This is a genomic window from Tepidiforma thermophila (assembly GCF_002563855.1).
GTDB classification, from domain to species: Bacteria; Chloroflexota; Dehalococcoidia; order Tepidiformales; family Tepidiformaceae; genus Tepidiforma; species Tepidiforma thermophila.
Map to the genome: position 1 here is coordinate 110,817 of NZ_PDJQ01000001.1, position 25,726 is coordinate 136,542.

The 25,726-nt window shown below is 71.0% G+C and carries 26 protein-coding genes; 15 read left to right on the forward strand and 11 right to left on the reverse strand.

Features of this window, described 5'->3' with window-relative positions:
- Positions 1-16 precede the first annotated feature (16 nt).
- Both A9A59_RS00565 and A9A59_RS00570 read left to right on the forward strand, forming a co-directional pair.
- A complete protein-coding gene (locus A9A59_RS00565; protein WP_165772399.1) occupies positions 17-430 on the forward strand; it encodes a PaaI family thioesterase in 414 nt (137 codons plus the stop codon).
- Positions 420-914, forward strand: coding sequence for an MOSC domain-containing protein (locus A9A59_RS00570; RefSeq protein WP_098502418.1), 495 nt, complete (start codon positions 420-422; stop codon positions 912-914). The genes A9A59_RS00565 and A9A59_RS00570 overlap by 11 nt, the downstream gene beginning before the upstream one ends.
- On the opposite strand, the gene A9A59_RS00575 is transcribed toward A9A59_RS00570, so the two are convergent.
- The 6 genes from A9A59_RS00575 to groL all read right to left on the reverse strand — a co-directional run bounded on the left by A9A59_RS00575 (position 911) and on the right by groL (position 5,381).
- Positions 911-1,705, reverse strand: coding sequence for an alpha/beta fold hydrolase (locus tag A9A59_RS00575; protein WP_098502419.1), 795 nt, complete (start codon positions 1,703-1,705; stop codon positions 911-913). The genes A9A59_RS00570 and A9A59_RS00575 overlap by 4 nt on opposite strands.
- A 106-nt stretch (positions 1,706-1,811) precedes the next feature.
- Positions 1,812-2,483 (reverse strand): nitroreductase family protein, encoded by a 672-nt coding sequence (locus A9A59_RS00580; protein ID WP_098502420.1) that lies wholly within the window; start codon positions 2,481-2,483, stop codon positions 1,812-1,814.
- Between the two features lie 43 nt (positions 2,484-2,526).
- Positions 2,527-2,817, reverse strand: coding sequence for a helix-turn-helix transcriptional regulator (locus A9A59_RS00585; RefSeq protein ID WP_098502421.1), 291 nt, complete (start codon positions 2,815-2,817; stop codon positions 2,527-2,529).
- Positions 2,818-2,906: 89 nt separating this feature from the next.
- The gene (locus tag A9A59_RS00590; RefSeq protein ID WP_098502422.1) at positions 2,907-3,209 is read right to left on the reverse strand and encodes an acylphosphatase; all 303 of its coding nucleotides are present in this window, start codon (positions 3,207-3,209) and stop codon (positions 2,907-2,909) included.
- 19 nt (positions 3,210-3,228) lie between these two features.
- Positions 3,229-3,669 carry a hypothetical protein gene (locus A9A59_RS00595; protein ID WP_098502423.1) on the reverse strand — a complete coding sequence of 147 codons (441 nt, stop codon included), beginning with the start codon at positions 3,667-3,669 and terminating at the stop codon, positions 3,229-3,231.
- Positions 3,670-3,773: 104 nt separating this feature from the next.
- On the reverse strand, positions 3,774-5,381 hold the full coding sequence (groL, locus tag A9A59_RS00600) for a chaperonin GroEL (protein ID WP_098502424.1): 1,608 nt from the start codon (positions 5,379-5,381) through the stop codon (positions 3,774-3,776).
- A 106-nt stretch (positions 5,382-5,487) separates the two neighbouring features.
- Here groL and nadD point away from each other — a divergent pair, with 106 nt between their 5' ends.
- Entirely contained in the window at positions 5,488-6,102 is a 615-nt protein-coding gene (gene nadD / locus A9A59_RS00605) for a nicotinate-nucleotide adenylyltransferase (RefSeq protein WP_098502425.1), read from the forward strand.
- Here nadD and moaC read toward each other — a convergent pair.
- A complete protein-coding gene (gene moaC / locus A9A59_RS00610) occupies positions 6,084-6,584 on the reverse strand; it encodes a cyclic pyranopterin monophosphate synthase MoaC (RefSeq protein WP_098502426.1) in 501 nt (166 codons plus the stop codon). The two genes, nadD and moaC, sit on opposite strands and share 19 nt — an antisense overlap.
- Positions 6,574-6,786, reverse strand: coding sequence for a hypothetical protein (locus tag A9A59_RS00615; RefSeq protein WP_098502427.1), 213 nt, complete (start codon positions 6,784-6,786; stop codon positions 6,574-6,576). Before A9A59_RS00615 ends, moaC begins: the two co-directional genes overlap by 11 nt.
- 70 nt (positions 6,787-6,856) lie before the next feature.
- Here A9A59_RS00615 and A9A59_RS00620 point away from each other — a divergent pair, with 70 nt between their 5' ends.
- From A9A59_RS00620 to A9A59_RS00630, 3 genes are all read left to right on the forward strand, one after another.
- On the forward strand, positions 6,857-7,798 hold the full coding sequence (locus A9A59_RS00620) for a M23 family metallopeptidase (protein WP_106427040.1): 942 nt from the start codon (positions 6,857-6,859) through the stop codon (positions 7,796-7,798).
- Between the two features lie 202 nt (positions 7,799-8,000).
- The gene (locus tag A9A59_RS00625) at positions 8,001-9,344 is read left to right on the forward strand and encodes a dihydrolipoyl dehydrogenase family protein (protein WP_098502429.1); all 1,344 of its coding nucleotides are present in this window, start codon (positions 8,001-8,003) and stop codon (positions 9,342-9,344) included.
- Positions 9,345-9,381: 37 nt separating this feature from the next.
- Entirely contained in the window at positions 9,382-10,596 is a 1,215-nt protein-coding gene (locus A9A59_RS00630; protein ID WP_098502430.1) for a ribonuclease H-like domain-containing protein, read from the forward strand.
- Between the two features lie 278 nt (positions 10,597-10,874).
- On the opposite strand, the gene A9A59_RS00635 is transcribed toward A9A59_RS00630, so the two are convergent.
- Entirely contained in the window at positions 10,875-11,735 is an 861-nt protein-coding gene (locus A9A59_RS00635; protein ID WP_098502431.1) for a crotonase/enoyl-CoA hydratase family protein, read from the reverse strand.
- A 199-nt stretch (positions 11,736-11,934) separates the two neighbouring features.
- On the opposite strand from A9A59_RS00635, the gene A9A59_RS00640 reads away from it, so the two are divergent.
- Positions 11,935-13,512: a DEAD/DEAH box helicase gene (locus A9A59_RS00640; protein WP_133117455.1), complete on the forward strand. Its 1,578-nt coding sequence runs from the start codon at positions 11,935-11,937 to the stop codon at positions 13,510-13,512.
- Between the two features lie 59 nt (positions 13,513-13,571).
- Complete coding sequence (locus A9A59_RS00645) at positions 13,572-13,784, forward strand: hypothetical protein (RefSeq protein WP_098502433.1); 213 nt, start codon at positions 13,572-13,574, stop codon at positions 13,782-13,784.
- 21 nt (positions 13,785-13,805) lie between these two features.
- Here A9A59_RS00645 and A9A59_RS00650 read toward each other — a convergent pair whose 3' ends face one another.
- On the reverse strand, positions 13,806-16,304 hold the full coding sequence (locus A9A59_RS00650) for a PEP/pyruvate-binding domain-containing protein (protein WP_098502434.1): 2,499 nt from the start codon (positions 16,302-16,304) through the stop codon (positions 13,806-13,808).
- Positions 16,305-16,423: 119 nt separating this feature from the next.
- On the opposite strand from A9A59_RS00650, the gene A9A59_RS00655 reads away from it, so the two are divergent.
- The 7 genes from A9A59_RS00655 to otsB all read left to right on the forward strand — a co-directional run bounded on the left by A9A59_RS00655 (position 16,424) and on the right by otsB (position 24,586).
- Positions 16,424-17,317, forward strand: a complete 894-nt coding sequence (locus A9A59_RS00655; RefSeq protein ID WP_098502435.1) for a Y-family DNA polymerase — start codon at positions 16,424-16,426, stop codon at positions 17,315-17,317.
- A 98-nt stretch (positions 17,318-17,415) separates the two neighbouring features.
- A complete protein-coding gene (locus A9A59_RS00660) occupies positions 17,416-20,133 on the forward strand; it encodes a valine--tRNA ligase (RefSeq protein WP_098502436.1) in 2,718 nt (905 codons plus the stop codon).
- Between the two features lie 189 nt (positions 20,134-20,322).
- Complete coding sequence (locus A9A59_RS00665) at positions 20,323-21,012, forward strand: hypothetical protein (RefSeq protein ID WP_098502437.1); 690 nt, start codon at positions 20,323-20,325, stop codon at positions 21,010-21,012.
- Between the two features lie 12 nt (positions 21,013-21,024).
- On the forward strand, positions 21,025-21,306 hold the full coding sequence (locus A9A59_RS00670; protein WP_098502438.1) for a response regulator transcription factor: 282 nt from the start codon (positions 21,025-21,027) through the stop codon (positions 21,304-21,306).
- Between the two features lie 71 nt (positions 21,307-21,377).
- Positions 21,378-22,256, forward strand: a complete 879-nt coding sequence (locus tag A9A59_RS00675; RefSeq protein ID WP_098502439.1) for a MaoC family dehydratase — start codon at positions 21,378-21,380, stop codon at positions 22,254-22,256.
- Positions 22,257-22,334: 78 nt separating this feature from the next.
- A complete protein-coding gene (locus tag A9A59_RS00680; protein WP_098502440.1) occupies positions 22,335-23,804 on the forward strand; it encodes a trehalose-6-phosphate synthase in 1,470 nt (489 codons plus the stop codon).
- A complete protein-coding gene (gene otsB, locus A9A59_RS00685; protein ID WP_098502441.1) occupies positions 23,798-24,586 on the forward strand; it encodes a trehalose-phosphatase in 789 nt (262 codons plus the stop codon). The genes A9A59_RS00680 and otsB overlap by 7 nt, the downstream gene beginning before the upstream one ends.
- A 66-nt stretch (positions 24,587-24,652) precedes the next feature.
- On the opposite strand, the gene A9A59_RS00690 is transcribed toward otsB, so the two are convergent.
- Positions 24,653-25,672 (reverse strand): LLM class flavin-dependent oxidoreductase, encoded by a 1,020-nt coding sequence (locus A9A59_RS00690; protein WP_165772400.1) that lies wholly within the window; start codon positions 25,670-25,672, stop codon positions 24,653-24,655.
- Between the last annotated feature and the right edge of the window lie 54 nt (positions 25,673-25,726).

The window sequence follows — 25,726 nt, forward strand, 5'->3', positions numbered from 1 at the left end:
ACGGCAGGATGCGCGCATGGCGAAGGAGTCCCGGCCGCCGATGGGCTTCCAGCTGCTCGTTGGGTTCGACATGACGGAGCGGGGCGAAGGGTTCAGCCGGTGCGAGCTGGAGGTGGAGGAGAAACACCTGAACCCGCACGGCGTGGTGCACGGGGGTGTGGTGTACACGCTGGCCGATACGGGGATGGGGGCCGCGGTCTACAGCGTCCTTGAGCCGCACGAATCGTGCGCGACCATCGAGCTGAAGGTGGTGTACATCGCGCCGGTGCGTGCGGGGCGGCTGGTGTGCGAGTCGCGGGTGCTCCACCGCGGGCGACGGGTGATCGTGCTGGAATCCGAGGTTCGGAACGGCGACCGGCTGGCGGCGAAGGCACTGGGGACGTTCGCGGTGATCGCAAACAGCAACCAAGGAGGCGAAGATGGCCAGTGAGCTGGCCGGTAAAGGCACGGTCGTTTCGTTGAATGTGTCGCAGGGCGGGGTGCCGAAGCTGCCGGTGGCGGAGGCGCAGGTGACGCGGCTGGGGATGGAGGGCGACCGGCAGGCGAACCCGAACGTGCACGGGGGGCCGGAGCGGGCGCTCTGCCTGTTTTCGGCTGACCTGATCGCGGCGCTGCAGGCGGAAGGGCACCCGATCGCGCCCGGAACGACGGGGGAGAACGTGACAATCGCCGGGCTGGACTGGGCGGAGGTGGCGCCGGGCACGCGGTGGCGGCTGGGCGGGGAGGTGGAAATTGAGATCACGCAGCCAACAACGCCATGTAAGACGATTGCGGCGTCGTTTGCGGGCGGCGACTTCAACCGGATCCACCACGCGCGGTTCCCCGGGTGGAGCCGGGTGTACGCGCGGGTGCTGCGGGAGGGCGTGGTGCGGACCGGCGACCCGGTTACCCGGGTCGAGGCGGAGCGGGGTTAGCCGAGGAACTCCGTCACGACGCGGGTGAATTCGGGGGTATTTTCGAGCGGGACCATGTGGCCGGCTCCGGGGATCATGGCGACCTGGGCGTTGGGAATCTTGGAGCGGAAGAGCTCGGCGTAGGCGGGCGGGACGAGCCTGTCCTGGTCGCCCCAGACGATGAGGGTCGGCGCCTTGATCCGGTGGAGCCGCTTCTTCAGGCCCTTATCGGGGATGGGCCAGATGAACTTGCCGGTGGCGCTGAAGTTAGCGAGCTGGAAGTAGTAGGCCTCGGCCATCTCTTCCTCGTTGGCGGGCGGCGGGAAGAGCTTCGGGATGACGGGGTTGGAGAGGTCGCCGAAGATGACGCCGGGGATTTCGTTGGGCATGAGGATGAAGAGGTCGGTGACGGGCGCCTCGTCCATCCAGAGGCCGACGGGGCAGACGAGGACGAGCTTTTTGACCATATCGGGGCGGGCGGCGGCGAGTTCGGCAGCGAACATGCCGCCGATGGAGTGGCCGGCGAGGAAGAAGGAGGTGAGGCCGATGGCGTCGCAGAAGTCCTGGTAGTAGACGACCATGTCGTGGACGTCGTCGATGTGCTCGAGGCCGGGGGTTTCGTCCCAGCCGGGGTGGGTGGGGACGATGACGTCGTAGTGCTCGGCGAGGGCGAGCATTTCGGGGGTCATGCCTTTGCGGATGCCACCGGCGGCGTGGAGGTAGAGGAGCGGCTGACCGGTGCCCTTGCGGTAGACGGGGACCTGGAACATGCCGTTCCGGACGGAGACGACCTGGGGCTCGGGTGAGGTCATGGCATCGCCTTTCCTGGAGGTGAGCTGCTGCCTGCGGGCGCGGAGCCCGGTGGGAGGTGCGGCGGAACTGTACCCGAACGGCGGGCAGGGTGCCAGCCGGGCAGGCTCAGGCAGGGCGGGTGAAGGGCGGGCCGTCGTAGCGCTCGAGGGTGGCGAAGGCTTCGACGGGCTTGCGGCGGAGGCGGGTGAGCTGCCGGGCGGGGCGCCCGAGGGTGATGATGGTGGCGACGGCGACGTGCGGGGGCAGGTGGAGGAGGGCCTGGAGGTCGGGCTCGCGGGCGATGGGCATGGTGGTCAGGGTGCCGCCGAGCCCTTCGTTGCGGGCGGCGAGGAGGATATTCCAGGCGAAGGGGTAGATGGAGGCGCCGCTGGCGATGCCGACCCGCGGGAGCTCCTGGTCGATGGAGGCGACGACGGAGAGGTCGACGCAGACCGCGAGGAGGACGGGGGCATTGCGGTAGGGCTCGGTCAGGATCGGGGGGACGGGGGTGGCCGCGATCTGCTCGGGGGTGAGTTTGGTGGGGACGACCGTGTTCCAGGGGTTTTCGCCGGCGGCGACCTGGGCTGCGTAGCGACGGGCAGCGGGGATGGCAGCTTCGGCGATGGCGGCTTTCGTTGCGGGGTCGCGGATGATGATGACGCGCCAGCCCTGGCGGTTGCCGCCGCTTGGGGCGAAGCGGGCGTTTTCGAGGATGCGGTAGAGGGTGGCGTCCTCGACGGGGTCGGCGGTGAATTCGCGCGCGGAGAAGGCGGTGCGCATGACGTCGTAGAGGTCCATGCGCGGATTGTGCCGCCTCGCCGGCGTGGTGTCGCGCGATGTCCTAGATGGACTGCGCGATCATGGGGAGGAGCGCGGTGATGAGCGCGCCAAGGTGGACCCCGCGGGCGATGGGGGTGGCGACGGCGGCCTCGGTGTTGATCTGGTAGTGGTTGCGGCGGCCGTGGCGCTCACGCTGGAGGTACCCGGCGCGTTCGAGGTCGGCGACGATGCGCTTGACGGCGCGCTCGCTGATGCCGACTTCGGCGGCGAGTTCGCGGAGGCGGATATCCGGGTTGCGGGTGATGGCGAGGAGGACGTTTGCGTGATTGGTGAAGAGAGACCACTCAGCCATGGCTCGAGGCTACTTCTGTGCCACTGCTTGCACCAGTGACATCTGTGACGTGAATAAAGGTTCCCTTATCCGACGGCTGGAGGAGCCGGTCAGCGTTCGACGACGAAGGCGCCGAGGCGCTGGTCGAGGGGGAGCGAGGTGACCTCGATGCCGTCGATGCGGGCATCGGAGGGGCCGCGCTTGCAGGCGATGATGAACTGCTTAACGAGGTTGCGTTCGCCCTGGACGTGAACCTGGAGGGTGCCGTCGGGGAGGAGGCGGCAGGAGCCGAAGAGGTTGAGGGAGTTGGCGACGTTGCGGAGCCAGAGGCGGATGCCGATGCCCTGCACCTGGCCCCGGATGATGATTTGGCGGTGTTCGAGGATATAGAGGGCGTTGGGTGCGCGCTCCATACCGGGATGATCGGCAGGTTCAGGAGCGCGGTTGAGCCTCCCAGATGGCGGGCCAGGCGCGGGAGCCGCGGCAGGCTTCCTTCATCGCTTCGCGCTCGAGTTCGAGGGCCTGTTCGACGGCGTCGTCGAAGCGGCGGAGGGCATCGCCGTGGAGGCGGGAGCGGAGGATGCCGAGGGTGCCGCGCTCGACGAGGTTGCGGACCGTCTTGGGCCAGACGAAGAAGGCGAAGGCGCGGGGCGGGCCGAAGGAGCCGCGGTGTTTGCCGAGCCAGAGGTAGCGCTCCTGGACGGAGGCGACGGGCTCGACGATGCCGGCCCACTGGCCGTCGTGTTCGTTTTCGCGGGTATCGACGAGGAGGCGCAGGGGGAAGAGGGAGAAGCCGATGGTGATGAGGTCGCCTTCGGCGAGGATGCGCTCGATCGCCTGGATATCGACATCGATCCCGTTTTCGGTGCGCATGGGTGCCTCCGCTGGGGTGGTCGGGGATGGCGAGGGGGTGGTCCGGCTGGTGCCGTTCCACCCCCTCGGGGATTGCCGGGCGATTCCCGGGGAGCTGCCGCCGGTTAGTACATGGGCGGCGGGGTCGGGTTCTGCTCCTTTTCGGGCTTTTCGGTGACGAGGCAGTTCGTGGTCAGGACCATGGCGGCGATGGAGACGGCGTTTTCGATCGCGGAGCGGGTGACCTTGGCCGGGTCGATGATGCCCTTGGCGACCATATCGCCGAACTCATCCTTGGCGGCGTCGTAGCCGTGGCCCTTGGGGAGCTTCTTGACCTCTTCGACGATGACGGAGCCGTCCTTGCCGGCGTTGATGGCGATGCGGCGGAGCGGCTCTTCGAGGGCGCGGCGGAGGATGCGGACGCCGGTGGCCTCGTCGCCTTCGAGCTTCAGCTTATCGAGGGCGGGAGCGGCGTTCAGGAGGGCGACACCGCCGCCGGGCACGATGCCTTCCTCGACCGCGGCGCGGGTGGCGCTGAGGGCGTCTTCAACGCGGTGCTTTTTCTCCTTGAGCTCGACTTCGGTGGCAGCGCCGACCTTGATGACGGCGACGGAGCCGGCGAGCTTCCCGAGGCGCTCCTGGGCCTTCTCGCGGTCCCAGTCGCTCTTGGCTTCTTCGAGAATGGCGCGGATCTGGGCGATGCGGGCGTCGATGTCCTTCTTCTTGCCCTTGCCCTCGATGATGGTGGTCTCCTCCTTGGTGGAGACGACGCGGCGGGCGCGGCCGAGGTCGCTGATATCGACGCTTTCGAGGGTGCGGCCGATCTCTTCGGAGATGACCTGGCCGCCGGTCAGGACGGCGATGTCGCCGAGGTTATCCTTCTGGCGGTCGCCGAAGCCGGGGGCCTTGACGGCGAGGACGTTGAGGGTGCCGCGGAGCTTGTTGACGGCGAGGGTGGCCAGGGCTTCGCCTTCGAGGTCACCGCAGATGATGACGAGGTTCTTGGTGACCTGGAGGATGCGCTCGAGGACCGGGAGGATCTCCTGGACGGAGGAGAGCTTCTTATCGGTGATGAGGATGTAGGGGTCTTCGACGACGGCTTCCATCCGCTCGGGGTTGGTGACGAAGTAGGGGGAGATGTAGCCGCGGTCGAAGGCCATGCCGTCGACGTACTCGACTTCGGTCTGGATCGACTTGGACTCTTCGACGGTGATGACGCCGTCTTTGCCGACCTTCTCCATGCACTCGCCGATGAGTTCGCCGATGGCAGGGTCGTTGTTGGCGGAGATGGTGGCGACCTGCGCCATCTGGGCGCGTTCGGTGACCTTGATGCTGTTCTTCTTGATGGCTTCGACGAGGGCGGCGGCGCCGGCTTCGAGGCCGCGCTTGAGGGCCATGGGGTTGGCGCCGGCAGCGACGTTCTTCAGGCCTTCCTGGACGATCGCCTGGCCGAGGACGGTGGCGGTGGTGGTGCCGTCACCGGCGATGTCGTTGGTCTTGGAGGCGATCTCCTTGGCCAGCTGGGCGCCGATGTTCTCGAAGGGGTCTTCGAGTTCGATGTCCTTGGCGATGGTGACGCCGTCGTTGGTGATGGTGGGTGCGCCGAACTTTTTATCGAGGACGACGTTGCGGCCCTTGGGCCCGAGGGTGATTTTGACGGCATCGGCGAGGGCGTCGATGCCGCGCTTCAGGGAATGACGTGCTTCTTCGTCGAAGAGCAGCTGCTTTGCCATGGGTACCTCTTCGGAGGGGTGTGTGGTCTGCGAGGCGTATATTAGCACTCCCTGTCAATGAGTGCTAACGGTTGCCGCCGGGGCGCCCCGGAGGGAGACTGCCGGCGTGGCCGGAGGACCGCTGCTGATCGTGGGGGGAACGTTCGACCCGCCCCACCTGGGGCACCTGGTGCTGGCGGAGTGTGCGCGCTGGCAGTTCGGGTGCGGGCGGGTGCTGTTCATCCCGGCGGGGGACCCGTACCGGAAGACGGGGACGCCGACGCCGGAGAATGCGCGGGCGGGCGGCGTGGCAGGGCGGCGGGTGACCCCGGCGGCGCTCCGGCTGGAGATGACGCGGCTGGCGACGGCGGGCAATCCAGCCTTCGCGGTGGACGCGCGGGAGACGCGCCGCCCCGGGCCGAGCTATACGGTCGAGACGCTCGAGGAGCTGTATGCGGAGGGGTGGCGGGAGCTGGTGCTGGTGCTCGGGAGCGACGCGGCGGCCGACCTGCCGAACTGGCGGGCGCCGGAGCGGATCCGGGAGCTGGCGCGGGTGGTGGTGGCGGAGAAGGCGGGAGCGCCGGCGCCGGCAGGCTTCGAGCGGGTGGACATGCCGCGGCTGGAGGTGAGTTCGACGCTTATCCGTGAGCGGGTGCGGACCGGCAGGCCGATCCGCTACCTCGTGCCCGATGCGGTGGCGGCGTTCATCGAGGCGCGGGGGCTCTACCGGGACGGGGATTGAGGCGCAGAGTCGGCGAGCCAGTGGCCGCTCTTGCCGCCGCGCTTCTCGAGGAGGCGGACACCTTCGATGCGGATGCCTTTTTCGGCGGCCTTGCACATGTCGTAGATGGTGAGTGCGGCGACGGCGGCAGCGGTGAGGGCCTCCATTTCGACGCCGGTGCGCCCGGTGGTGCGAACGACAGCGCGGATGCGGAGGGTGCGGTCGTCGGCGGGTTCGATATCGACGGAGACGCCGGAGATGGGGAGGGGGTGGCAGAGGGGGATGAGGTCGGGGGTGCGCTTGGCGGCCATGATGCCGGCGATGCGGGCCGTTGCGATGACATCGCCCTTGGGGACGGCGCCTTCGAGGATGAGGCGGAGGGTGGCCGGCTGCATGAGGACGAGGGCTTCGGCCGCGGCTTCGCGGGCGGTTTCGGGCTTGCCGGAGACATCGACCATGCGGGCGGCGCCGCGTTCGTCGAGGTGGGAGAGCTCATCGGCCATGGCGGCGCCGCCACATGAGGGTGTCGTAGCCGTAGGTGACGGCGTAGGCGAACGCACCGACGGCGAGGCCGCCCGGCACGCCAAGCCAGTGGGAGAACCACGTGTCGGCGGCGATGATGCCGATGCCGGCGCCCGCGAGGAAGGAGAGGAAGGCCGTGCGGCGACGCTCGATTTCGAAGCGCTCGCGGAGCGGGTCGGGCATGGGGAGAGTGTACGCGATGGGGCGGTGCAGGGGTGTGGCCGGCGATGCCGGCAGCCGATGTTTGTGAGGGATGAGGGTTCGTGTCCGGCTGCCGATGCGGGTATCGCACGCGGCGCGGGTGATGCTGGCGGGCACGCTGGTGGCCAGTGTGGCGGCAGTGGTCACTGCGCAGCAGCCGCGCGGGACAGAGGCGGGCGGCGACGCTGGCTCCTCGGCGGCTGCGGGGGAGCCGGCCGCCCGGGCGGGCGCAGCCGCCGGATGGCTGCCTCTGCCCTCGCCGACGCCGACCCTGACGCCGGCGCTGCACACGGAGGAGGGAGCGGTGGAGGTGCCGGGTTCGAACGCGCTGCCGGGGGCGGAGGTGGCGCAGGCGGCGGTGAGCCGGTTCCAGCTGCCGCTGCGGGCGTGGAGCCGGGTCACCGACCGGTACGGGGCGACGAACCGGGGGCCGGGCCGCATTCACGGCGGGATCGACCTTGCGCTGGAAGGGCTGAGCCGGTCGCCGGTGTACAGCGCGTGCACGGGGACCGTGGCGACGACCGACTATTCGTCGGCGTACGGGTACCACGTGATTGTGGACTGCGGCGACGGGTGGTCGACGCTGTATGCGCACCTGAGCCAGGTGCTGGTGAAGCCGGGCGAGGCCGTGAACAACGACGTGGTGCTGGGAATCACGGGGAGTTCGGGATTCTCGACGGGGGAGCACCTGCATTTCGAGATTCGCTGGCAGGATACGCCGGTCAATCCCGAGGACTACCTCGACTTCAAGATCCCGCCAGGGACGCCACTCTCGGATGGGCCGCTGTGGTTCCCGGGGGCCGGCGGGGGCGCGAAACCAGCGCCGGCCGCACCGACGGCGACGCCGACGCCGACCGAGACGCCGACGCCGACGAACACGCCGACGGTCACGCCGACACCGACGATTACGCCGACGCCGACGTGGACGCCGACGCCCACGCCGACGCCCCGTCCGCCGACGCGGACGCCGACGCCGCTGCCCCGGGCGTACTAAGCGGGGAGGAGGGAGCCCCGCCCGGCCTCACTGCCCCGCCGGGGGAGGAAGGATAAGGGAGGAGGGAGCCCCGCCCGGCCTCACTGCCCCGCCGGGGGAGGAGGGATATGGGAACAGGGAGCCGGGAGCCGGGGGCGGGTGGTAGGCTGGGGGCGGCCGGCGGGATGGTGCGCCGGCGGAATCTGTTCTTGGGAGCAGGCCTGTGGCTGGAATTGAGCGGCAGTATGAGCTCGTTGTTATCGGCAACGGGGCGGCGGGCGACAACATCGCCCGGACGCTCGGGCGGCAGGGCCGGAAGGTGGCGCTGGTGGAGAAGGCGCACCTGGGCGGCGAATGCCTGAACGACGGCTGCGTGCCGAGCAAGGCGCTGATCGAGATTGCGCGGGAGGCGCGCCGCCACCCGATTTCCTGGACGGAGGCGCTGGCGCGGGTGCATGCGGTGCAGCTGCTGGTCCGCGGCAACGACCCCGGCGGCGGCTTCGACCGCGACGGGGTGGACCTGTACTGGGGCGAGGCGCGGTTCCTCGCGCCCGGCCGGGTGGCGGTCGGCGATGACGTGCTGGTTGCGCCGGACGTGGTCGTGGCGACGGGCACAGAGCCGGGGCTGCCGCCGATCCCGGGGCTGGCCGAAGCGCGCCCGCTGACGAACCGGACGATCTTCCGGGTTGCGCAGCTGCCGCGCCGGCTGGCGGTCATCGGCGGAGGGCCGATCGGGCTGGAGCTGGGGCAGGCGCTCCACCGGCTCGGGAGCGAGGTGACGCTGTTCGAAGCGCTGGACCGGATCGCCGCGACCGAGGAGCCAGAGGTGTCGCTGGAGCTGCAGCGGATCTTCGAGGCGGAGGGCATCCGGGTCGTCACCGGCGCGAAGCTGGCGCGGGCGGAGCGGCTCGCCGATGGCACGGTGGCACTCGAGACGGCCGACGGCCGGTTTGTGGTCGACGACGTGCTGGTCGCGGCAGGGCGGAAACCGGTCATCCCGGCGGGGCTGGCCGAGCTGGGGCTGGCGCGCGACAGCCGGGGGTTCATTGCCATCGAGCCGTGCGGGCGGACGAGCGTACCGGGGACGTGGGCGGCCGGCGACGTGACGGGCAAGTTCCAGTTCACGCACTACGCTGCGTACCAGGCGCACCACATTGCGAAGCACATCGCTGAGGGGGTGTGCGAACCGATCCCGGACGCGATTGTGCCGTGGGCGATTTTCACCGACCCGGAGATTGGGCACGCCGGGATGACGGAGGCGCAGGCGCGGGAGCGGGGGCTGGCGGTGGCGACGGGGATGCTCGCTGCACGGGAGCTGGACTGGTTCCGGACGACGGGGCAGGTGGAGGGCTTCGCGAAGGTGGTGGTCGACGCGGAGACGGGCGCGCTGCTGGGGGCGCACTTCCTCTGCGCGCGGGCGAGCACGCTGGCCGGCGAAGCCTGCCTTGCCATCCAGCACGGGCTGACGGACCGGCAGGTTGCGGGCACCATCCACCCCTACCCGACGGCGGGCGAACTGTTCCGGTGGGCCTGCGCGCGGGCGGTCTCGGGGCGGCAGCGGGGGTAATTGCGCGGAGCGGGCGTTCGCGGCTACGCTCGCACACATGTTCGAACGGGATGCGCAGGGGCTGCGGGAGCGGCTCCGGGCTGCGCTGCACCAGCCGGTCCGGCGGGATACCGGGGCGTTCGACCGGAGCGTGACGGAGCGGGCCGACCTTTCGCGGTTGGGGGGCCGGTGGTTCGAAACGCCGCTGGGGCCGGCGTACGTGATTGAAAGCGTGTACGATGCCGGGCATTACCACGGTGAGGTTCCGCTCCGGCGGGCGCTGGCGCTGCCGCTCGGGCGGCTGGCGCAGCAGGTGCGCGATGCTCGGCTGGCGGAGCTGGAGCCGGCGCGGCTGCGGTTCGTGGACACGGAGACGACCGGGCTGGGCGGGGCAGGGACGATGGTGTTCCTCTGCGGCGTGGCGCGATTCGAGGGGACGGAGCTGCGGCTGCGGCAGTACCTGCTGCCGGGGCCGGAGTACGAGGGCGGGCTGCTCGGCGGACTGGGGGAGGAGCTGGAGGAGGCGGGCGGGCTCGTGAGCTACAACGGCAAGGCGTTCGACATCCCAGCGCTGGAGACGCGGTACGTGCTCGCGCGGATGCGGCCGCGGCTGCGCGACCTGCCGCACCTCGACCTGCTGCACCCGAACCGGCGCCTCTTCAAGGGGGCGTTCAGCTCACACCGGCTGGCGGTGGTGGAGCGGGAGCTGCTGGGATTTGAGCGGGAGGACGACTGCCCGTCGGCGGAGGTGCCGGAGCGGTACCGGTGGTTCGCGCGGACGGGCGACCCGACGCACATTCTGCCGGTGCTGCGGCATAACGCGTGGGACGTGCTCTCGCTGGTGGCGCTGGCGGCGTATTTGGGGTCATCGTGCGATGACCCGGGCCGGCCGCTGCAGGCGGCGCGGGCAGCAGCGTACGCGGGCGACTGGCTGGAGGCCGCGAGGCGGTACGAGGCGGCGATTGCGCAGGGGCTTCCGCGGGCGGAGCGGCTGGAGGCGCTGGAGCGGGCGGCGCGGGCCTACCAGAAAGCGGGGGCGTGGGAGCAGGCGGCGGCGTGCTGGGAGCGGCTGCTGGCGGAGCCCAGGTCGCGGCGGGTGGCGCCGTACGTGGAGCTGGCGAAGCTGCGGGAGCGGCGGCTCGGGGACCGCGCTGGGGCGCTGGCGCTGATGGAGGAGGTGGTGGCGCTGGCGGAGCGAGGACTGGTGCGGCCGGGGAGCGGGGAGTACGGGATGGAGGCGCTGCGGCGGCGGCTGGAACGGCTTGGGGGATGAGGGAGGAGGGGGCCCCGCCCGAGCCCCTGCCCCGCCGAGGGAGGAGGGAGGAGGGATGAGGGAGCCCCGCACCGCCGCCCTGCCCCGCCGAGGGAGGAGGGATGAGGGAGCCCCGCACCGGCGCCCTGCCCCGCCGAGGGAGGAGGGAGGAGGGGGCCCCGCCCGAGCCCCCTGCCCCGCCGGGGGAGGAGGGAGGAGGGAGGAGGGAGGAGGGATGAGGGAGCGGGGAGCGGGGAGCGGGATAGCGTCGCTCCCGGCTCGCTGACGCGGCGGGCGGGTTATTCGAATTCGGGGGTTTTGTAGAAGGGGAAGAGGTCGGGCAGGTCCTTTGAGACGGACATGGTGAAGTTGGGTTTGCGCTTTTCGAGGAAGGCGGCGACGCCCTCTTTGACATCAGGGCTGGCGCCCATGATGAGGATGCCGCGGGAGTCGGCCATGTGCGCTTTCATCGGGTGGTCGGCGACGAGCCCGCGCCACAGGAGCTGGCGGCTGAGGGCGACGGAGACGGCGGAGGTGTTGTCGGCGATTTCGCGGGCGAGGGCATAGGCGGCGGGCAGCAGCTCTTCGGGCGGGTGGACGGAGCGGACGAGGCGGCCGCGGAGCGCCTCCTGGGCGTCGAAGACGCGGCCGGTGGCGACCCACTCCATCGCCTGCTGGATGCCGACGGCGCGGGGGAGGAACCAGGAGCTGGCGGCCTCTGGGACGATGCCGCGCCGGGCGAAGACGAAGCCGAAGCGGGCGTTTTCGCTGGCGAGGCGGACATCCATGGCGAGGGTCATGGTCACGCCAACGCCGACCGCCGGGCCGTTGATCGCGGCGATGATTGGCTTCTTCAGTTCGAAGATACGGAGGGTGACCATGCCGCCGCCGTCGCGGTACTCGCGGATGTCGGCGGGGCGGCCGCGGGCCCCGGCATCGAAGGTGGAGGGCCCGGCAGAGAGGTCGGCGCCGGCGCAGAACGCGCGGCCGCGGCCGGTGACGACGATGACGCGGACGGCGTCGTCGGCGTCGGCTTCGTCGAAGGCGGCGATGAGCTCGCGCTGCATGGTGGCCGTGAAGGCGTTGAGCTGCTCTGGGCGGTCGAGGGTGATGGTGAGGATACCGTCGGAGAGTTCGGTTGCGATGTGTTCGTAGGGCATGGAGGGGATTTTGGGGAGGCGGCGCACGAATGTCGAACGATATGACGTGCTACACTGGTGATACGTCACGTTGTGTGCGGCCCGCCGGGTGCGCCCGGGAGCTGGCAGGGGCCGCAGCGGATGTCTTCATTTTCTTGACGCGATGTATTCCGCCGGTTTCCCTGCGGGGAGAGAACGAGCCGGCGGCGAAGAACAGGACGTGAAACTGACCAGGCTGATCGACACGATTGCGCGCCCCTTCCGGCGGACTGCCGGCGAGGAGGGCGCCCCCTCTCCAACCATCCATTCCCTCCCATCTCCATCCATCAATGGCAATGCGGCCGAACCTGCCGCCCCGGCGGCCCGCGAACAGGCTGCGCGCGGGGCATCGCCGGGGGCGCGGCGCCCGAGCCGGCTGGCGAGCGCGAACGGCCGCTCAGGGGCAGGAGCGGCTGCAGCGCCGCGCCAGCAGGCGGCTTCGCCCGGGCCGGCAGGTCAGAGCGACGCGCAGGCCGGCGGCGCACCTTCGCGGCGGAAGCGCCGGCGGCGCGGTCGCGGCACGGGTGCGGCGCAGGCTGCTCCCGGCGAGGCGCGGCAGAGCCGCCCGCCGGCGCTGGCTCCGATTTCGGAGGCGTTCCGCGCGCTGGGGGTCGATGCGACCGGGCTGGAGGCGATTGCGGCGCTGGGCTTTACGGAGCCGACGCCGATCCAGCGCGAGGCGATGCCCCGGCTGTTCGCGGGCAGCGACGTTGTTGGGCTGGCGCAGACAGGGACCGGGAAGACGCTCGCGTTCGGGCTGCCGCTCGCGCGGACCATCGACCCGGAGGCCCGCGAGGTGCAGGCGATTGTGCTCGTGCCGACGCGCGAGCTGGCGAAGCAGGTGCGCGAGGTGATGGACCACCTCGCGCTTTTTTACGGGTTAACGGCGTGGGCCCTGACGGGCGGAAGCCGGGTGCAGACGGACATCGACCGGCTGTCGCAGGGCGTCCACGTGGTGGTCGGGACCCCGGGGCGGGTGATCGACCACATCAAGCGGGGGACGCTGTCGCTGGCGAAGGTGCGGTTCGTGGTGCTGGACGAGGCGGACCAGATGCTCGACATCGGGTTCGCGCGGGATATTGACTACATCCTGCGGCATGCGCCGAAGGAGCGGCAGACGGCGCTGTTCAGCGCGACGATGCCCGAGAGCATCGGGCGGCTGGTGTGGCGGTACATGCGGAACGCGGAGCGGGTGGCGGTCGACCCGGAGCAGCGGACGGCGGAGGGCGTCGAGCAGTACTACTGCGAGGTGGCGGAGCGGGACAAGCTGCGGGCGCTGCAGTACCTGTACGAAATGCGCGGGCTGGGGCGGACGCTGATTTTCTGCAACACGAAGATCGGCGTGGACCGGCTGACGGCGGCGCTGAACGCGGCCGGGGTGCCGGCCCAGGCGATCCACGGGGACCTGCGGCAGTCGCAGCGAGACCGGGTGATGGCCGATTTCCGGGCGGGCCGGCTGGAGTTCCTGGTGGCGACGAACGTTGCGGCGCGGGGGCTCGACATCCCGGACATTGAAGACGTGGTGAACTACGACGTGCCGCAGAACCCGGAGGAGTACATCCACCGGATCGGGCGGACGGCGCGGGCTGGCCGCCGGGGCTGCTCGTACACGTTCGTGAGCGAGTGGGACGTCCCCGCGTGGGATGCGATCGTGCGCGAGGTGGGCGAGGGCGTGGTGCAGTACCTGCCGGTGCCGGCGCGCTGGGACATCGAGGAGCCGGTCGCGGCCGGGTCGGGCGAGGCGGCGGGCGGGAGCTGAGCTGCCCGGGTGCAGCCGGACGCGTTGCGGCGCAGCGCCGGCACCCCGAGAATGCGGGCGTGTACCGGGCGCTGTTCGAACGGTTCGGCGCGGAATGCGTGGCGAAGATCTGGCGCGGCGAACTCCTCACCGACGAGGAGCTCGCCGCGTTTCGCATGCTGCTCGATGCGCGCGAGGCATCGGGGCGGCGTCTGCTCGGGAAATTCGCCGGGCCGGACCCGTGCTTCGACACGGTGACGGGGCGGTGCGGGGTGCGGCCGCTCTTCCGGTAGGCGCGACGGCCAGCGCCGGGGTCAGGCGGCGGGCGGCTCTTCGAGGATGGTGACGGTGCCGGCGATGCCGTCGATGGCGATGAGGTCGCCGGTGCGGATGCGGGTGGTGCCCTGGCGGACGTTGACGACGGCGGGGAGGCCGTATTCGCGGGCGACGGTGCTGCCGTGGCTGAGGGCGCTGCCCATATCGACGACCAGCCCTGCGGCGAGCGCGAAGAGCGGCGTCCAGCCGGCATCGGTGACGGGCGCGACGAGGATTTCGCCGGGCTGGAGCGGGCCATCGACCTGGGGGTCGAGGATGACGCGGGCACGCCCGGTGACGCGGCCGGGGCTGACGGGCGTGCCTTTCAGGACATCGCCGGCGTGGCCGGCTTCGGCGGGAGGCAGGGGCACCGGTCGGCCGCGGAACCGCTCGGGGAGGATGACGTGACGGTTGCGCTCGTATTCGCGGCGCCGGGCGAGGACGCGTGCGGAGAGGTCGACGCGGAGGCCGTTGGCGAGGACGTTTGAGAGCTCTTCGTGGGACAGGAAGAAGATGTCGTCGGGCTCGCGGATGACGCCGAGGTCGAGGAGGCGGGCCTGGATGGCGGCGAGGTGCCAGTCGCCGAGGCGTGCGGCGCGCACGAGGATGGACTTGGTTCGCTCGCGGAGGGCGACCCAGCCCTGTGCGCGGGGCAGGAGCCAGCGGAAGAGGCGGCGCCGGGCGAACCCAAGGCGGGCGTCGATTTCGCGGGTGAGGGCGAGGCGTTCGGCCTCCTGGCGGGCGAGGACGGCGGGCGGGGCGTGGCCGGGGTCGATGTCGAGGTAGGAGGCGACCATGTTGACGACGGGGGCGGGGTCCCACCGCCAGGTTTTCGCGGCGACCTCCATTTCGTGGAGACCGCGGTGGCCGTGGCGCTCGATGAAGGCGGTGAAGCGCTGCTGCCAGGGGGCCGGGAGGGCGGGGTCGCGGGGGTCGAAGCCGGGCTCACGGAGGCGGCCGGCGATGCCGGTCTCGATGGCGACGCGGGAGAGCTCCCAGAGGTCGAGGCTGATGCGGGCGCTTTCGACGCCGGGGAGGCCAGTGAAGAGGGTGGGCACGCGGCCTTCGGCTTCGTCGCCGAGGACGGGTCGGACGAGCGCGAGGACGTTGTCGTAGCCGGCGCCGGCGACGCCGGTGACGCGGAGATGGACGCGCGAGATGCGGGCGGCGAAGTCGAGGATCCGCTCGCGGTAGCGCTGGAGTTCGGCGGAGGAGAGGGCGTAGGGGTCGACGGCGCGGACCTTCTGTTCGGCGTCGAGGACGGCGCGCTCTGCGCGGTCGGCCTGTTTGTCGAGCGTGGCCATGAGGCGGAGCATGCGGGGCGCGGTGAGGAGGCGGCGGCGCCAGGTGGTGAAGCGCGGGAGGGGCGTCCGCCAGCCGTCTTCGATGGGGCCGCCGAGGTACTGCTGCTCGAGGGCGCCTTCGCGGAAGCCGAGGACGCGGGAGGCGACGAGGCGGGTGGCCTCCATATTGAGGAAGGCGCGGTTGTAGAAGCAGCCCATGAAGACGGGGTTTTCGTCGCGGGCGAGGAGGCCAAGCTCGTGGTAGTCCTCGGTATACGCGCGGGGGACGGTCTGGTTGAAGGTGGTGATGGTCAGCGGCGTGAGGAGCCCGGGGAGGATCTCCTGGACGTTGGCGCTGGTCCAGAGGTCGGCATCGGAGGTGGGGGTATCGAATTCGTTGTACCAGCCGCCGAGGCCATCGGGCTTCGGGGCCGTGGCAGCAGCGGTGGTGATGGGCCGGGACTGGAGGAGCCAGAGTTTCCCGCGGTCGTCGAGGGCGAATTCGATGTCCTGGGGGCCGCCGAAGAGGTCCTCGGCGCGGAGGGCGGCGCGGACGATGGCGGTGACCTGGTCGTCGCTGAGCACGGGGGCGTCGGCCGGGCGTTCGAGGATGGCGAGGGAATCCCGGTGGACGACGAACCGCTGGCCCTCGGCCTGGCCGGAGACGAGGGCATCGCCGAGGCCCCGGACGGCTTCGACGACGACATGGTCGCGGCTGCCGGTGACGGGGTCGATGGAAAAAGCGACGCCGGCGGCGACGGCGGGGACCATGCGCTGGACGACGACGGCCATCTGCGCTTCGGCGGCAGCCCCGGCGGCCTGGCGGTAGGCGCGGGCGGATTCGGAGTGGGCGGAGGCGAGACAGCGGGCGACGGCATCGAGGAAGGCATCGCCGCCGCGGACGCCGAGCACGGTTTCGTGCTGGCCGGCGAAGGAGGCAGCGGCGCCGTCTTCGTCCGGGGCGGAGGAGCGGACGGCGACGGGTTCGTAATCGGGGACGAGCGCTGCGAGGCGGGCGAGCAGCTCGCGCCGGAGCGCGGGCGGCCATTCCGCGGGGGCGCCCTGGAGCTGCCGGGCGACATCGACGGGGATGATGAAGCCGTCGGGGACATCGAAGGAGGCGCGGACGAGTGCGGCGAGGCTGGCCCCCTTGCCGCCGTAGCGGGCGCGGTTTGCGGGGTCGGCGTCGCGGAGCCAGGGGAGGTGGAGGGTCATGCGGGGATCGTAGCCGGTGGCGACCGGACGGTCAGCAAGATCGCCGGGTGAACGGGTTGCGCTGGAAAGAACATTTGTTCTATAGTCCCGGCAGTTCTGGTGCCAGCGGAGGGTTGGCGATGCGGATCCTGGTGATCGAGGCTCCCCGGCTTTCGGTGCAGCTGGCCCGGCGGGCGGAGCCGGGACTGCGGGGTAGGCCGGCGGCGACGGTGCAGGAGCCCGGGGGCGAGCCGCTGGTGGCGGCGGTCTCGCCCGAGGCAGAGGCGGCGGGCGTGCAGCCGGGGATGACCCTGGCGGAGGCGCGGAGCCGGTGCCCGGCGCTGGCCTGGGCGCCGGCGCGGCCCGGCGCCGAGCTCCATGCGCTCGAACGGCTGGCGGCAGTGTTGCGGAGGAAGGCGACACCCGCCGTCGCGGTGGTGTCGCGGGAGGCCGTGGCGGTCGACCTGGCGGGGCTGGAAGGCCGGTGTGCGGACGAGCGGGCCGCGGGGACGGCGCTGCTGGGGCTGGCGCGGGCGTGGCTGGGACTTGAGGTGCGCGGGGCGGTGGCGGACACGGTGGAGGAGGGGCTGGCGGCGGCGCGGGCGGCGCGGCGGTGCCTGGCGGTGTGCGAGGCGCGCGGGGCCCGGGGAACGCTGCCCCGGGCGGAGGGGCTGGCGGTGCGGCTCGCGGGCGGGGTGACGGCGGATCGGGCAGCGGCAGGGGCAGAGCGGCTGGGGCAGGTGCTGGCGGCGTGGGGGCTGAGCTGCCGGGGGCTGGATGTCACCGCCGAGGCCCAGGCCGGCGCCCGGCGGTGGCGGCTGCGGGCGGCGGGGCCGCTGCATTCCGGACGCGAGCTGGCGGCGCTGCTGCGGCCGCTCGCCGGGGAGCTTGACGGGTTGGCGGAGGTGACCATCGCGGCGGCGGGCGCGGGGCCGTCGTTCGAGGTGGCACCCTGGCGGCCGGCGGCGGCGCCGCGCGACCGGGCAGCCCTTCCGGCGAGGCCGGTGGAGCGGGGGCTGGCGCTGGCGAGCTGATGGCCTGCGCCGCCGGCAGGGCCGGAACGGGGTGCCCTGCTACACTTGAGGGCCAGGGCGCTGTTGCGCCGCCCAGTTTCGCCGCCGGGGTTGCCTCGATGACGACACAGACGCCGGGTCCCGTCCTGCCGCCTGCTTACGAGCCGGCGAACGTGGAAGAGCGGATCTACCGGATGTGGGAGGAGGCGGGCTACTTCAAGCCCCGGATCGACCCGAACCTGGAGCCGTACTGCATCATCATGCCGCCGCCGAATGTGACCGGTGAGCTGCACCTTGGGCACGGTCTGGAGGATGCGATCACGGATGCGCTGGTGCGGTGGCACCGGATGCAGGGCGAACCGACGCTCTGGCTGCCGGGTGAGGACCATGCGGGCATCGCGACGCAGAACGTCATTGAGAAGGAGCTGGCGAAGGAGGGGCTGACCCGCCACGACCTGGGGCGGGAGCGGTTCATCGAGCGGACGTGGGAGTGGGTGCGGAAGTACCGGAGCCGCATTGCGGACCAGCATCGGAAGCTCGGGGCGAGCGCGGACTGGTCGCGCGACGTGTTCACGCTGGACCCGCAGATCGTGAAGGCGGTGCGGACGACCTTCGTGAACCTGTACCGGGACGGGCTGATCTACCGCGGGCTGCGGATGATCAACTGGTGCCCGCGGTGCGAGACGGCGCTGAGCGACCTCGAAGTCGATTACCTCGAGGTGGCGTCGAAGCTGTACTACATCCGCTACCCGGTGGTGGGCGAAGGGGGGATGCCGCTGCCGGATTACGTGGTGGTGGCGACCACGCGGCCGGAGACGATGGTGGGCGACACGGGCGTAGCGGTAAACCCGGCGGATGAGCGGTACGAGGAGAAGATCGGGCGGATGCTGCTCCTGCCGATCATCGGGCGGGAGATCCCGGTTGTGGCCGACGAGCACGTGAAGATGGAGTTCGGGACCGGGGCCGTAAAGGTGACGCCGGGGCATGACCCGAACGACTGGGAGATCGGGCAGCGGCACGACCTGCCGGTGGTGGTGGCGATCGACCTGAAAGGGCGGATGAACGAGGAGGCGGGGCCGTACGCCGGGATGACGGTGGAGGAGGCGCGGGCCGCGATCCTGCGGGACCTCGAAGACGAGGGATTCCTCGACCACGTGGAGGAGTACACCCACAGCGTGGGACACTGCAGCCGGTGCAAGACGGTGGTGCAGCCGCTGCCGAGCGAGCAATGGTTCGTGGCGGTGACGAGGGAGTATGAGCCGGGGCACTCGCTGGCGGGCGACGCGATTGCGGCGGTGAAGGACGGGCGGATCCGGATGGTGCCGCAGCGGTTCGAGAAGGTGTACCTGAACTGGATGGAGAACATCCGGGACTGGTGCATCAGCCGGCAGCTCTGGTGGGGGCACCAGATCCCGGTGTGGTACTGCGAGAACGGCCACACCATCTGCCAGGTGGAGGACCCGGACGCCTGCCCGGAGTGCGGCGGTTCGCTGCGGCAGGACGAGGACGTGCTGGACACGTGGTTCAGCTCGGCGCTGGCGCCGCACGCGGACCTCGGCTGGCCGGATGACACCGAGGACCTGCGCTACTTCTACCCGACGACCGACATGCAGATGGGCTACGACATCATGTTCTTCTGGTGCGCCCGGATGATCATGTTCGGTCTCTATAACATGCGGCACCGGGGGCCGGAGGAGGCGGTGCCGTTCCGGACGGTGCTGTTCCACGGGCTGATCCGGGACCAGCACGGCGAGAAGATGACGAAGTCGCGCGGGAACGTGGTGGACCCGCTGGTGGCGGCAAAGACGTACGGCGCGGATGCGTTCCGGTTTGCGATCGTGACCGGGGCGACGCTGGGGCAGGACCAGCGGTACAGCGACGAGCGGATGGCGGCGGCGCGGAACTTCGCGAACAAGCTGTGGAACTCGGCGCGGTTTGTGCTGATGCGGGTGGGCGACCGGAAACTGAAGCGGCCGCACCCGCTGGACCGCGACCTGTACGCGCTCGAGGACCGCTGGATCCTTTCGCGGCTGGAGCGGCTGGAGCGGGAGGCGGATTCGCTGCTGCGGGCGTACCAGCTGGGCGAATGCGCGCGGCAAATCGAGGAGTTCCTCTGGGGCGAGTTCTGCGACTGGTACATCGAGATGGTGAAGCCGCGGCTGCAGGCGGGGGACGAGCGGCCGCTGAAGGTGCTGGTGCATGTGCTCGACCACGGGCTGCGGCTGCTGCACCCGTTCATGCCGTTTGTGACGGAGGAGCTGTGGCAGGCGCTGCGCGGGCACATCGACGACGAGATGGCGCCGCAGCTGATCGTGGCGTGGTACCCGAAGAGCGGCGGGAACTGGGGCGACGACGCGGCGGAGGCCGCGATGGCGCACGTCATCGAGGTGAACCGGACGATCCGGAACATCCGGGCGGAGAAGCGGCTGGAGGCGGGCGCGCGGCCGCAGGTGGTGGTTCGGGCGGAGAGCTATGCGGCGGCGCTGCGTGAGACGGCGGCAGCGACGAACTTCACCTCGCGCGTGGAGCTGACGGTGCTGGGGCCGGAGGCGCCGCTGCCGGAGGGCGAGTGGGGATTCGGCCGGGTGGCGGATACCGAGGTCGCGGTGGCGCTTCCGCAGGTGGACGTTGCCGCCGAGCGCGCCCGGCTGGAGAAGGAGCTCGCCGAGGCGGAGGCGCACCTCGAGCGGCTGGAGCGGCAGCTCGGAAATGCCGCGTTCCGGGCGAAGGCGCCGGCGCACGTCGTGCAGGGGATGGAGCAGACCGCGGCCGAGACGCGGGAGCGCGTGGAAGGGCTGCGGGAGCGGCTGGCGGCACTGGGCGGCCGGGCGGGCTGAAAAAATCCCCCGATGGGGGATTGCCGGCGGGGACCCACCCCGCTATCCTCGCCGCGAATACGTGCCGGCCGAGGGACCCGATATCTCCGATCGGGCGGCCTGGGCCGATGCGTACCGGCGGTCCGCTGGCGGCGGAAGACCTCCGGCAGCTGCCGCGGCAACTCCCGAACGAACGGAGCGGAGGTGCATATGAAGCTCTCAATCCCTGCAGGCGCGGCGATTCTCCTGGTGATCGCCGTCGGCGCGGCGGCCGGTATCGCGGCGCGTGCGGCATCGACCGATGCAGAGACGGCAGTCCAGGCGCCGGCTCCGGCGGCCGCCGCTGCCGTCCAGGCCGGGGCCGAAGCGGCGCCCGCTCCTGCGGCCGCGGCCCCTGCGGCCGAGCGGGCCGTCCCACCCGGGGCCCTCGAACGGCTGCGTGCGAGCGCCAGCCCGGACGAGTGGGCGCTCATCGGCGACGGCGTGGTGACGCGCGAGGAGGTCGCAGCGGCGTATGCGGCGGCTGACGCCTGCACCCGGGCGGCGGCTGCAACGATCGGCGGCGTGGAGCTCGCGCCGGCGCCGGCGTTCGACCCTGACGGGCCGGTCAGCTTCGCCGGCGGACAGTCGGCGTCGAAGGAGGCGCTGGACCGGGTCGGCGAAGCGCACCTGGGGTGCGTGGCGCGGCACTTCGACGACGTGCTCGACGCGTGGGATGCGGCGCGGGCCGAGGCCGTGTACCGGCCGACGTGGGACCGGCTGGCGGCGTGCCTGGCCGGGCGCGGGTATGGGACGGCGCCGGGCATGGACCTTCGGCAGATTGTGACCACGGCCGGGACGGGAGCGCAGGCCCAGGCCGACCTCGCTGCCTGCGACGCCGAGGCCCGCCAGGGGAGCTGACCCGGCGACGGCATGGGCGAGAGCGGACTGACGGCGCGCGAGCTGGAAGTCGCCCGGATGGTTGCCTGCGGCCTCTCGAACCGGGAGATAGCGGATGCGCTTGTCCTTTCGCCGGAGACAGTGAAGTCGCACGTGTCGCGCATCCTCCGGAAGCTCGGCCTGCGGAGCCGCCACCAGGTTGCGGGGCGGCTCCCGGGCGTGACGGCGACGCAGCGGAAGGTCCGCCGTGGGCTCGGGCGTGGCGCCGGCGCCGCGCAGCCAGCCGGGGACGGCGCGGGGCGCACGGGGAGCTGACGGCAGGCGCCGGCCTGCGCCCGGGCGCGCGGGAGCGGTAGAATCCGGCCCAGTCTCCGCGGAGGTTCGAGATGGCTGCATGGGCCGATGACGTGTACGTCGGGAAGTACCTCGGGCGGCACGAGTACGTCGCCGATGCGGAGATGATCGCGCGGTACATCGAAGCGACGCGGGATGCGAACCCGTGGTACACGGGGCCGTCGCCGCTGGGCGGGCCGGTGGCTCCGGCACTGCTGCTGCACAGCGAGCAGTACGCCTTCCGGCTGCGCGACTGGTACCTGCCGAACCTGTACGGGAACCTGCACATCCGGCAGGAGTGGGAGCTGTTCCGGGCGGTGCCGGTGGGCACGCGGCTGTGGACGCACGGGATGGTGGTGGACCGGTACGTCCGCAAGGACCGGGATGTGGTGGTGCTGGAGTTTTGCGTGTTCAACGGGGAGGACGTGATGGTGGCGCGGGGCCGGTGCCACCAGTCGTTCCTGCTGGACGTTCCGGAGGGGCGGGAGGTGGTCGGGCGGGACCAGGGCGCCCGGCGGAGTGCGCGCCGGGAGGAGCCTGCCGACGAGCCGCTGGAGGTGCTGGAGCCGGTGCGGAAGGTGGCCGACCTCGAGCTGTGCATGGCGTTCAGCGGGCCGAAGCGGAATTATCACAACGACCCGGAGGAGGCGCGCAAGCTTGGGTTCCCGGATGTGGTGGTGCAGGGCACGCTGAGCACGGTGTTCATTTCGGAGATGCTGACGAACCGGTTCGGGCTGGGGTGGCTGGCGGGCGGGCGGATGTCGCTGAACCTGGTGAACGTCCTCTGGGGCGGGGAGGCGGTGACGGCGCGGGGCGTCATCCGGGCAGTCACGCCGGAGGGCCGGCGGCGCCGGGCCCACCTCGACGTCTGGACGGAGAAGGACGACGGGACGAAGACGATCGCCGGGACGGCGAGTGCGCTGCTCGCCTGATTGGCCGGGGCCTGGGCGGGACCCGGGTGAGGGGTCCGGGGGTTGATCGCCGGCCGGGGGATCGTGCCTACTGGAACAATGACTGCCCGTGCCCAGCTGATCCTTGCGAACCGTGCATTTCTCGACCACGAGGCGCCGCGGTGGGCCGATTCGCCTTCGACGGCCTCGAGCGGGGGGCTGCTGGCGGCCGTGCGGCCGGTTATCGCGCCCTGGGACGGGCGGACGGGGACGACCTGGATCGGGGTGGGGATGGGCCGGTTCGACCGGGAGTGGGTCGACGAGCGGGGGTACGAGATTCTCGAGACGCCGCGGGGGCCGCTGCGGCACCGGAGGTTGTTCTTCGGTTCTGCGACGTGGCAGGGGCACTACGGCGAGGTTGCGAACAGCTTTACGTGGCCGCTCTTCCACCTGGTGCGGGTGGACCTCCCGAAGGCGACGCCGTACTACCCGGAGCCGCACCCGCCGTCGGAGGCGGGGTGGCAGTCGTTCGTGGTGGTGAACCAGGCGTTTGCGGCGGCGGCGTGCGAGGAGGACGGCGCACAGAGCTGCTGGGTGCAGGACTACCAGCTGGCGCTGGTGCCGGCGATGCTGCGGGAACGCGGCTACCGGGGGCCGATCGGGTTCTTCCTGCACATCCCGTTCCCGTCGATGGCGGTGATTCGGCCGTACCTGGCCGGGGAGGCGCGGGAACGGCTCAGGGCGATCGTGAGCGGCATCCTGGGGGCGGACCTGGCGGGATTTCAAACGCGGGATGATGTGGCGCGATTCATCGATGCTGCGGGCGAGCTGTGCGGGGCGCGGCCGGCACCGGGCGGGGTGGAGGTCGAGGGGCGGCTGGTACGGCTGGGGGCGTACCCGGTGGGGATCGACCCGCAGGAGGTGTTGGATGCGGCGCGGCGGGCGCGGCCGGTGACACGGGTGCGGCTGGCGCGGGAGCTGGGGCTGCCGGTCGTAGTGGGGCTCGAACGGGGCGATTTCACGAAGGGGATCCCGGAGCGGCTGCGGGCGATTGCCGAGGCGTACCGGCGAGGGCACCGGTTCGCGTACATCGGGATTGCGTCGCCGACGCGCGAAGGGGTGGAGGTGTACGGCACACTGGAGGCGGCGATCGAGCGGGAGGCTGCGCGGGCGCGGGAGGCCGCTTACTGGGTGGGATGCCCGTTCACGCAGGTGCGGGCGAGCGTCGGCTGGGACGACGTGGTGGCGCTCCAGCGAGACGCTGACGTGGTGTTCACGTCGTCGCTGGCGGACGGGATGAACCTGGTACCGCTGCAGGCGGCGATTGCGCAGTCGCTGCGGCCGGCGGAGGAGCGGGCGGTGGTGCTGGCGGGGGTCGATGCCGGTGTTGCAAAGGTGTACGGCGGCGACGGACGTGAGGGGCTGCGGGCTGTGGACCCGCTGGACCAGGCGTCGCTGCTGGAGGGGCTGGTGGAGGGGCTGGCGGGGCGGCCGGCGCGGGTGAGCGATGCTTTTATTGCGAAGGTTCGGGAGCATGACGCGAAATCGTGGGGCGAGCGGTTCCTCGCGGACCTGGAGGGGAGATGCTGACGATCGAGGCGATCGAACGGATTAAGGCGCTGGCGGCGGCCCGGGGGCCGCTGCTGGTGGCGTCGGACCTGGACGGGACGCTGGCGCCGATCGTGGCGAACGCATCGGAAGCGCGGGTGCCGCCGGGGACGCTGGCGGTGCTCGACCGGGTTGCGCAGAAGGCGAAGGTGGCCGTCATCACGGGGCGGGACCTGAACACGGCGCGGCGGATGGTGCCGGTGGAGGGCGTGGACGTGGTGGGAAGTCACGGGCTGGAGGCGTCGTTTGATGACCCGCTCATCCCCGGGGTGGACCGGGTGGCGCTGAGCGCGGCGCTGGAGCAGGTGGAGCAGCAGGTGATCACGGCGGTGCCGAGCTCGTTCCTGCACATCGAGCGGAAGGCGGTTTCGACGGCGTTCCACTTCCGGAAGGCTCCGGACCTCGAGGGTCCGCTGCGGCGCGCGCTGGCGACGCTGCCCGATGGGCTCCGGCTGCGCGAGGGGAAGATGGTGCTGGAGGTTCTGCCGAACGCGGACGCGGGGAAGGGGGTGGCGCTGACGGCGCTCATCCGGCGGTACCGGGCGAAGTCGATGCTGGTGCTGGGGGACGATGCGACGGACGTGGCGATGTTCGAGGCTGCGCTCGAGGCGTCGCGCAAGGATGGGCTGCATGTGCTGCTGGTTGGGGTTGCGGGCGGAAAGGAGACGCCGCCGCGGATCGTGGAGCTGGCGGACCTGGTGGTGAACTCGCCGGCCGAGGCGCTGGAGGTGCTGGAGACGCTGGCCCGGGCGCTGGGCGTCTAGGGGAAAACAAGCGGGGGAGGGCCGCGGCCCTCCCCCGTGGTGTGGGGGCGGAACCTCCGGGGAATTTCAGGCGACGAGCGTGCCGAGGATGCGCTCGACCTCGTTCAGAGTGCCCTGGGGCATGGTGATGACGGGGAGATCGACGCCGAGCTGGCGGCGCTCTTCGATGCCGGCGGCGACAGTTTCGAGGTCGCCGTAGACGGCGGTTTCGTCGAGCATCCGGTCGCCCATGGCGGCCATGATTTCGGGGGTTGTGCCGAAGGGCATGGGTTTGCTGGTTTCGGCGGCCTTGCGCATAGCGGCGACCTCTTCGGCGAAGCCGTTGCGGGCGAGCATTTCGTGGTAGAAGTCGCCCATGTTGGTGACGTACCAGGAGATGGGGCCGGCGGCCTGGACCTTCGCCTTTTCGATGTCGGGGTTGATGACGACGGTGAGCTGGGCGACGCATTCGACGGCGTCGGCGGGGCGGCCGGCGGCCACGGCGGCGCGGCTGATGAACTCTTTCGCCTCGCGGTACTTCGACTTCGGCCAGTAGATGGGCATCCAGCCGTCGGCGCAGGTGGCGAGGGACTCCATGCTCTTGGGGGAGATGGAGGCGACGTAGATGGGGATGTGCTTTCGTGGCGGTTCGAAGAGGAGTTTGAAGCCGCGCTGGAGTTTGAAGATTTCGCCGTCGTAGAAGAGCTTCTCGCCGCTGATGATCATGTTGATGATTTCGACGTACTCTTTCGTGCGGCGAATCGGTTTGGAGAATTTTTCGCCGTGCCAGTGTTCGATGACGCGGTTGCCGGAGGTGCCGAGGCCGATAATGACGCGGCCGCCGGAGAGTTCATCGAGGGTGGCGAAGGTCATGGCGAGGACGGCGGGGGAGCGGCCGTAGACGGGCGCGATGCCGGTGCCGAGCTTGATTTTGCTGGTGTTGAGAGCGATCTGGGTGAGGAGGGAGAACTGGTCTCGGCCCCAGGTCTCGGCCGTGAAGACGGCTTCGACGCCGACTTCTTCAGCGACCTTGATTTTCTCGATGGTCTGGCGGTTTTGTTCGGGGCTGCCGGTGAATCCGACACCGACGGCCAGGCGCCTTGGCATGGGAACCTCGCAGGTAGGGGGACGTGTCCGTTGCGAAAAAGGACCGACGGCCAG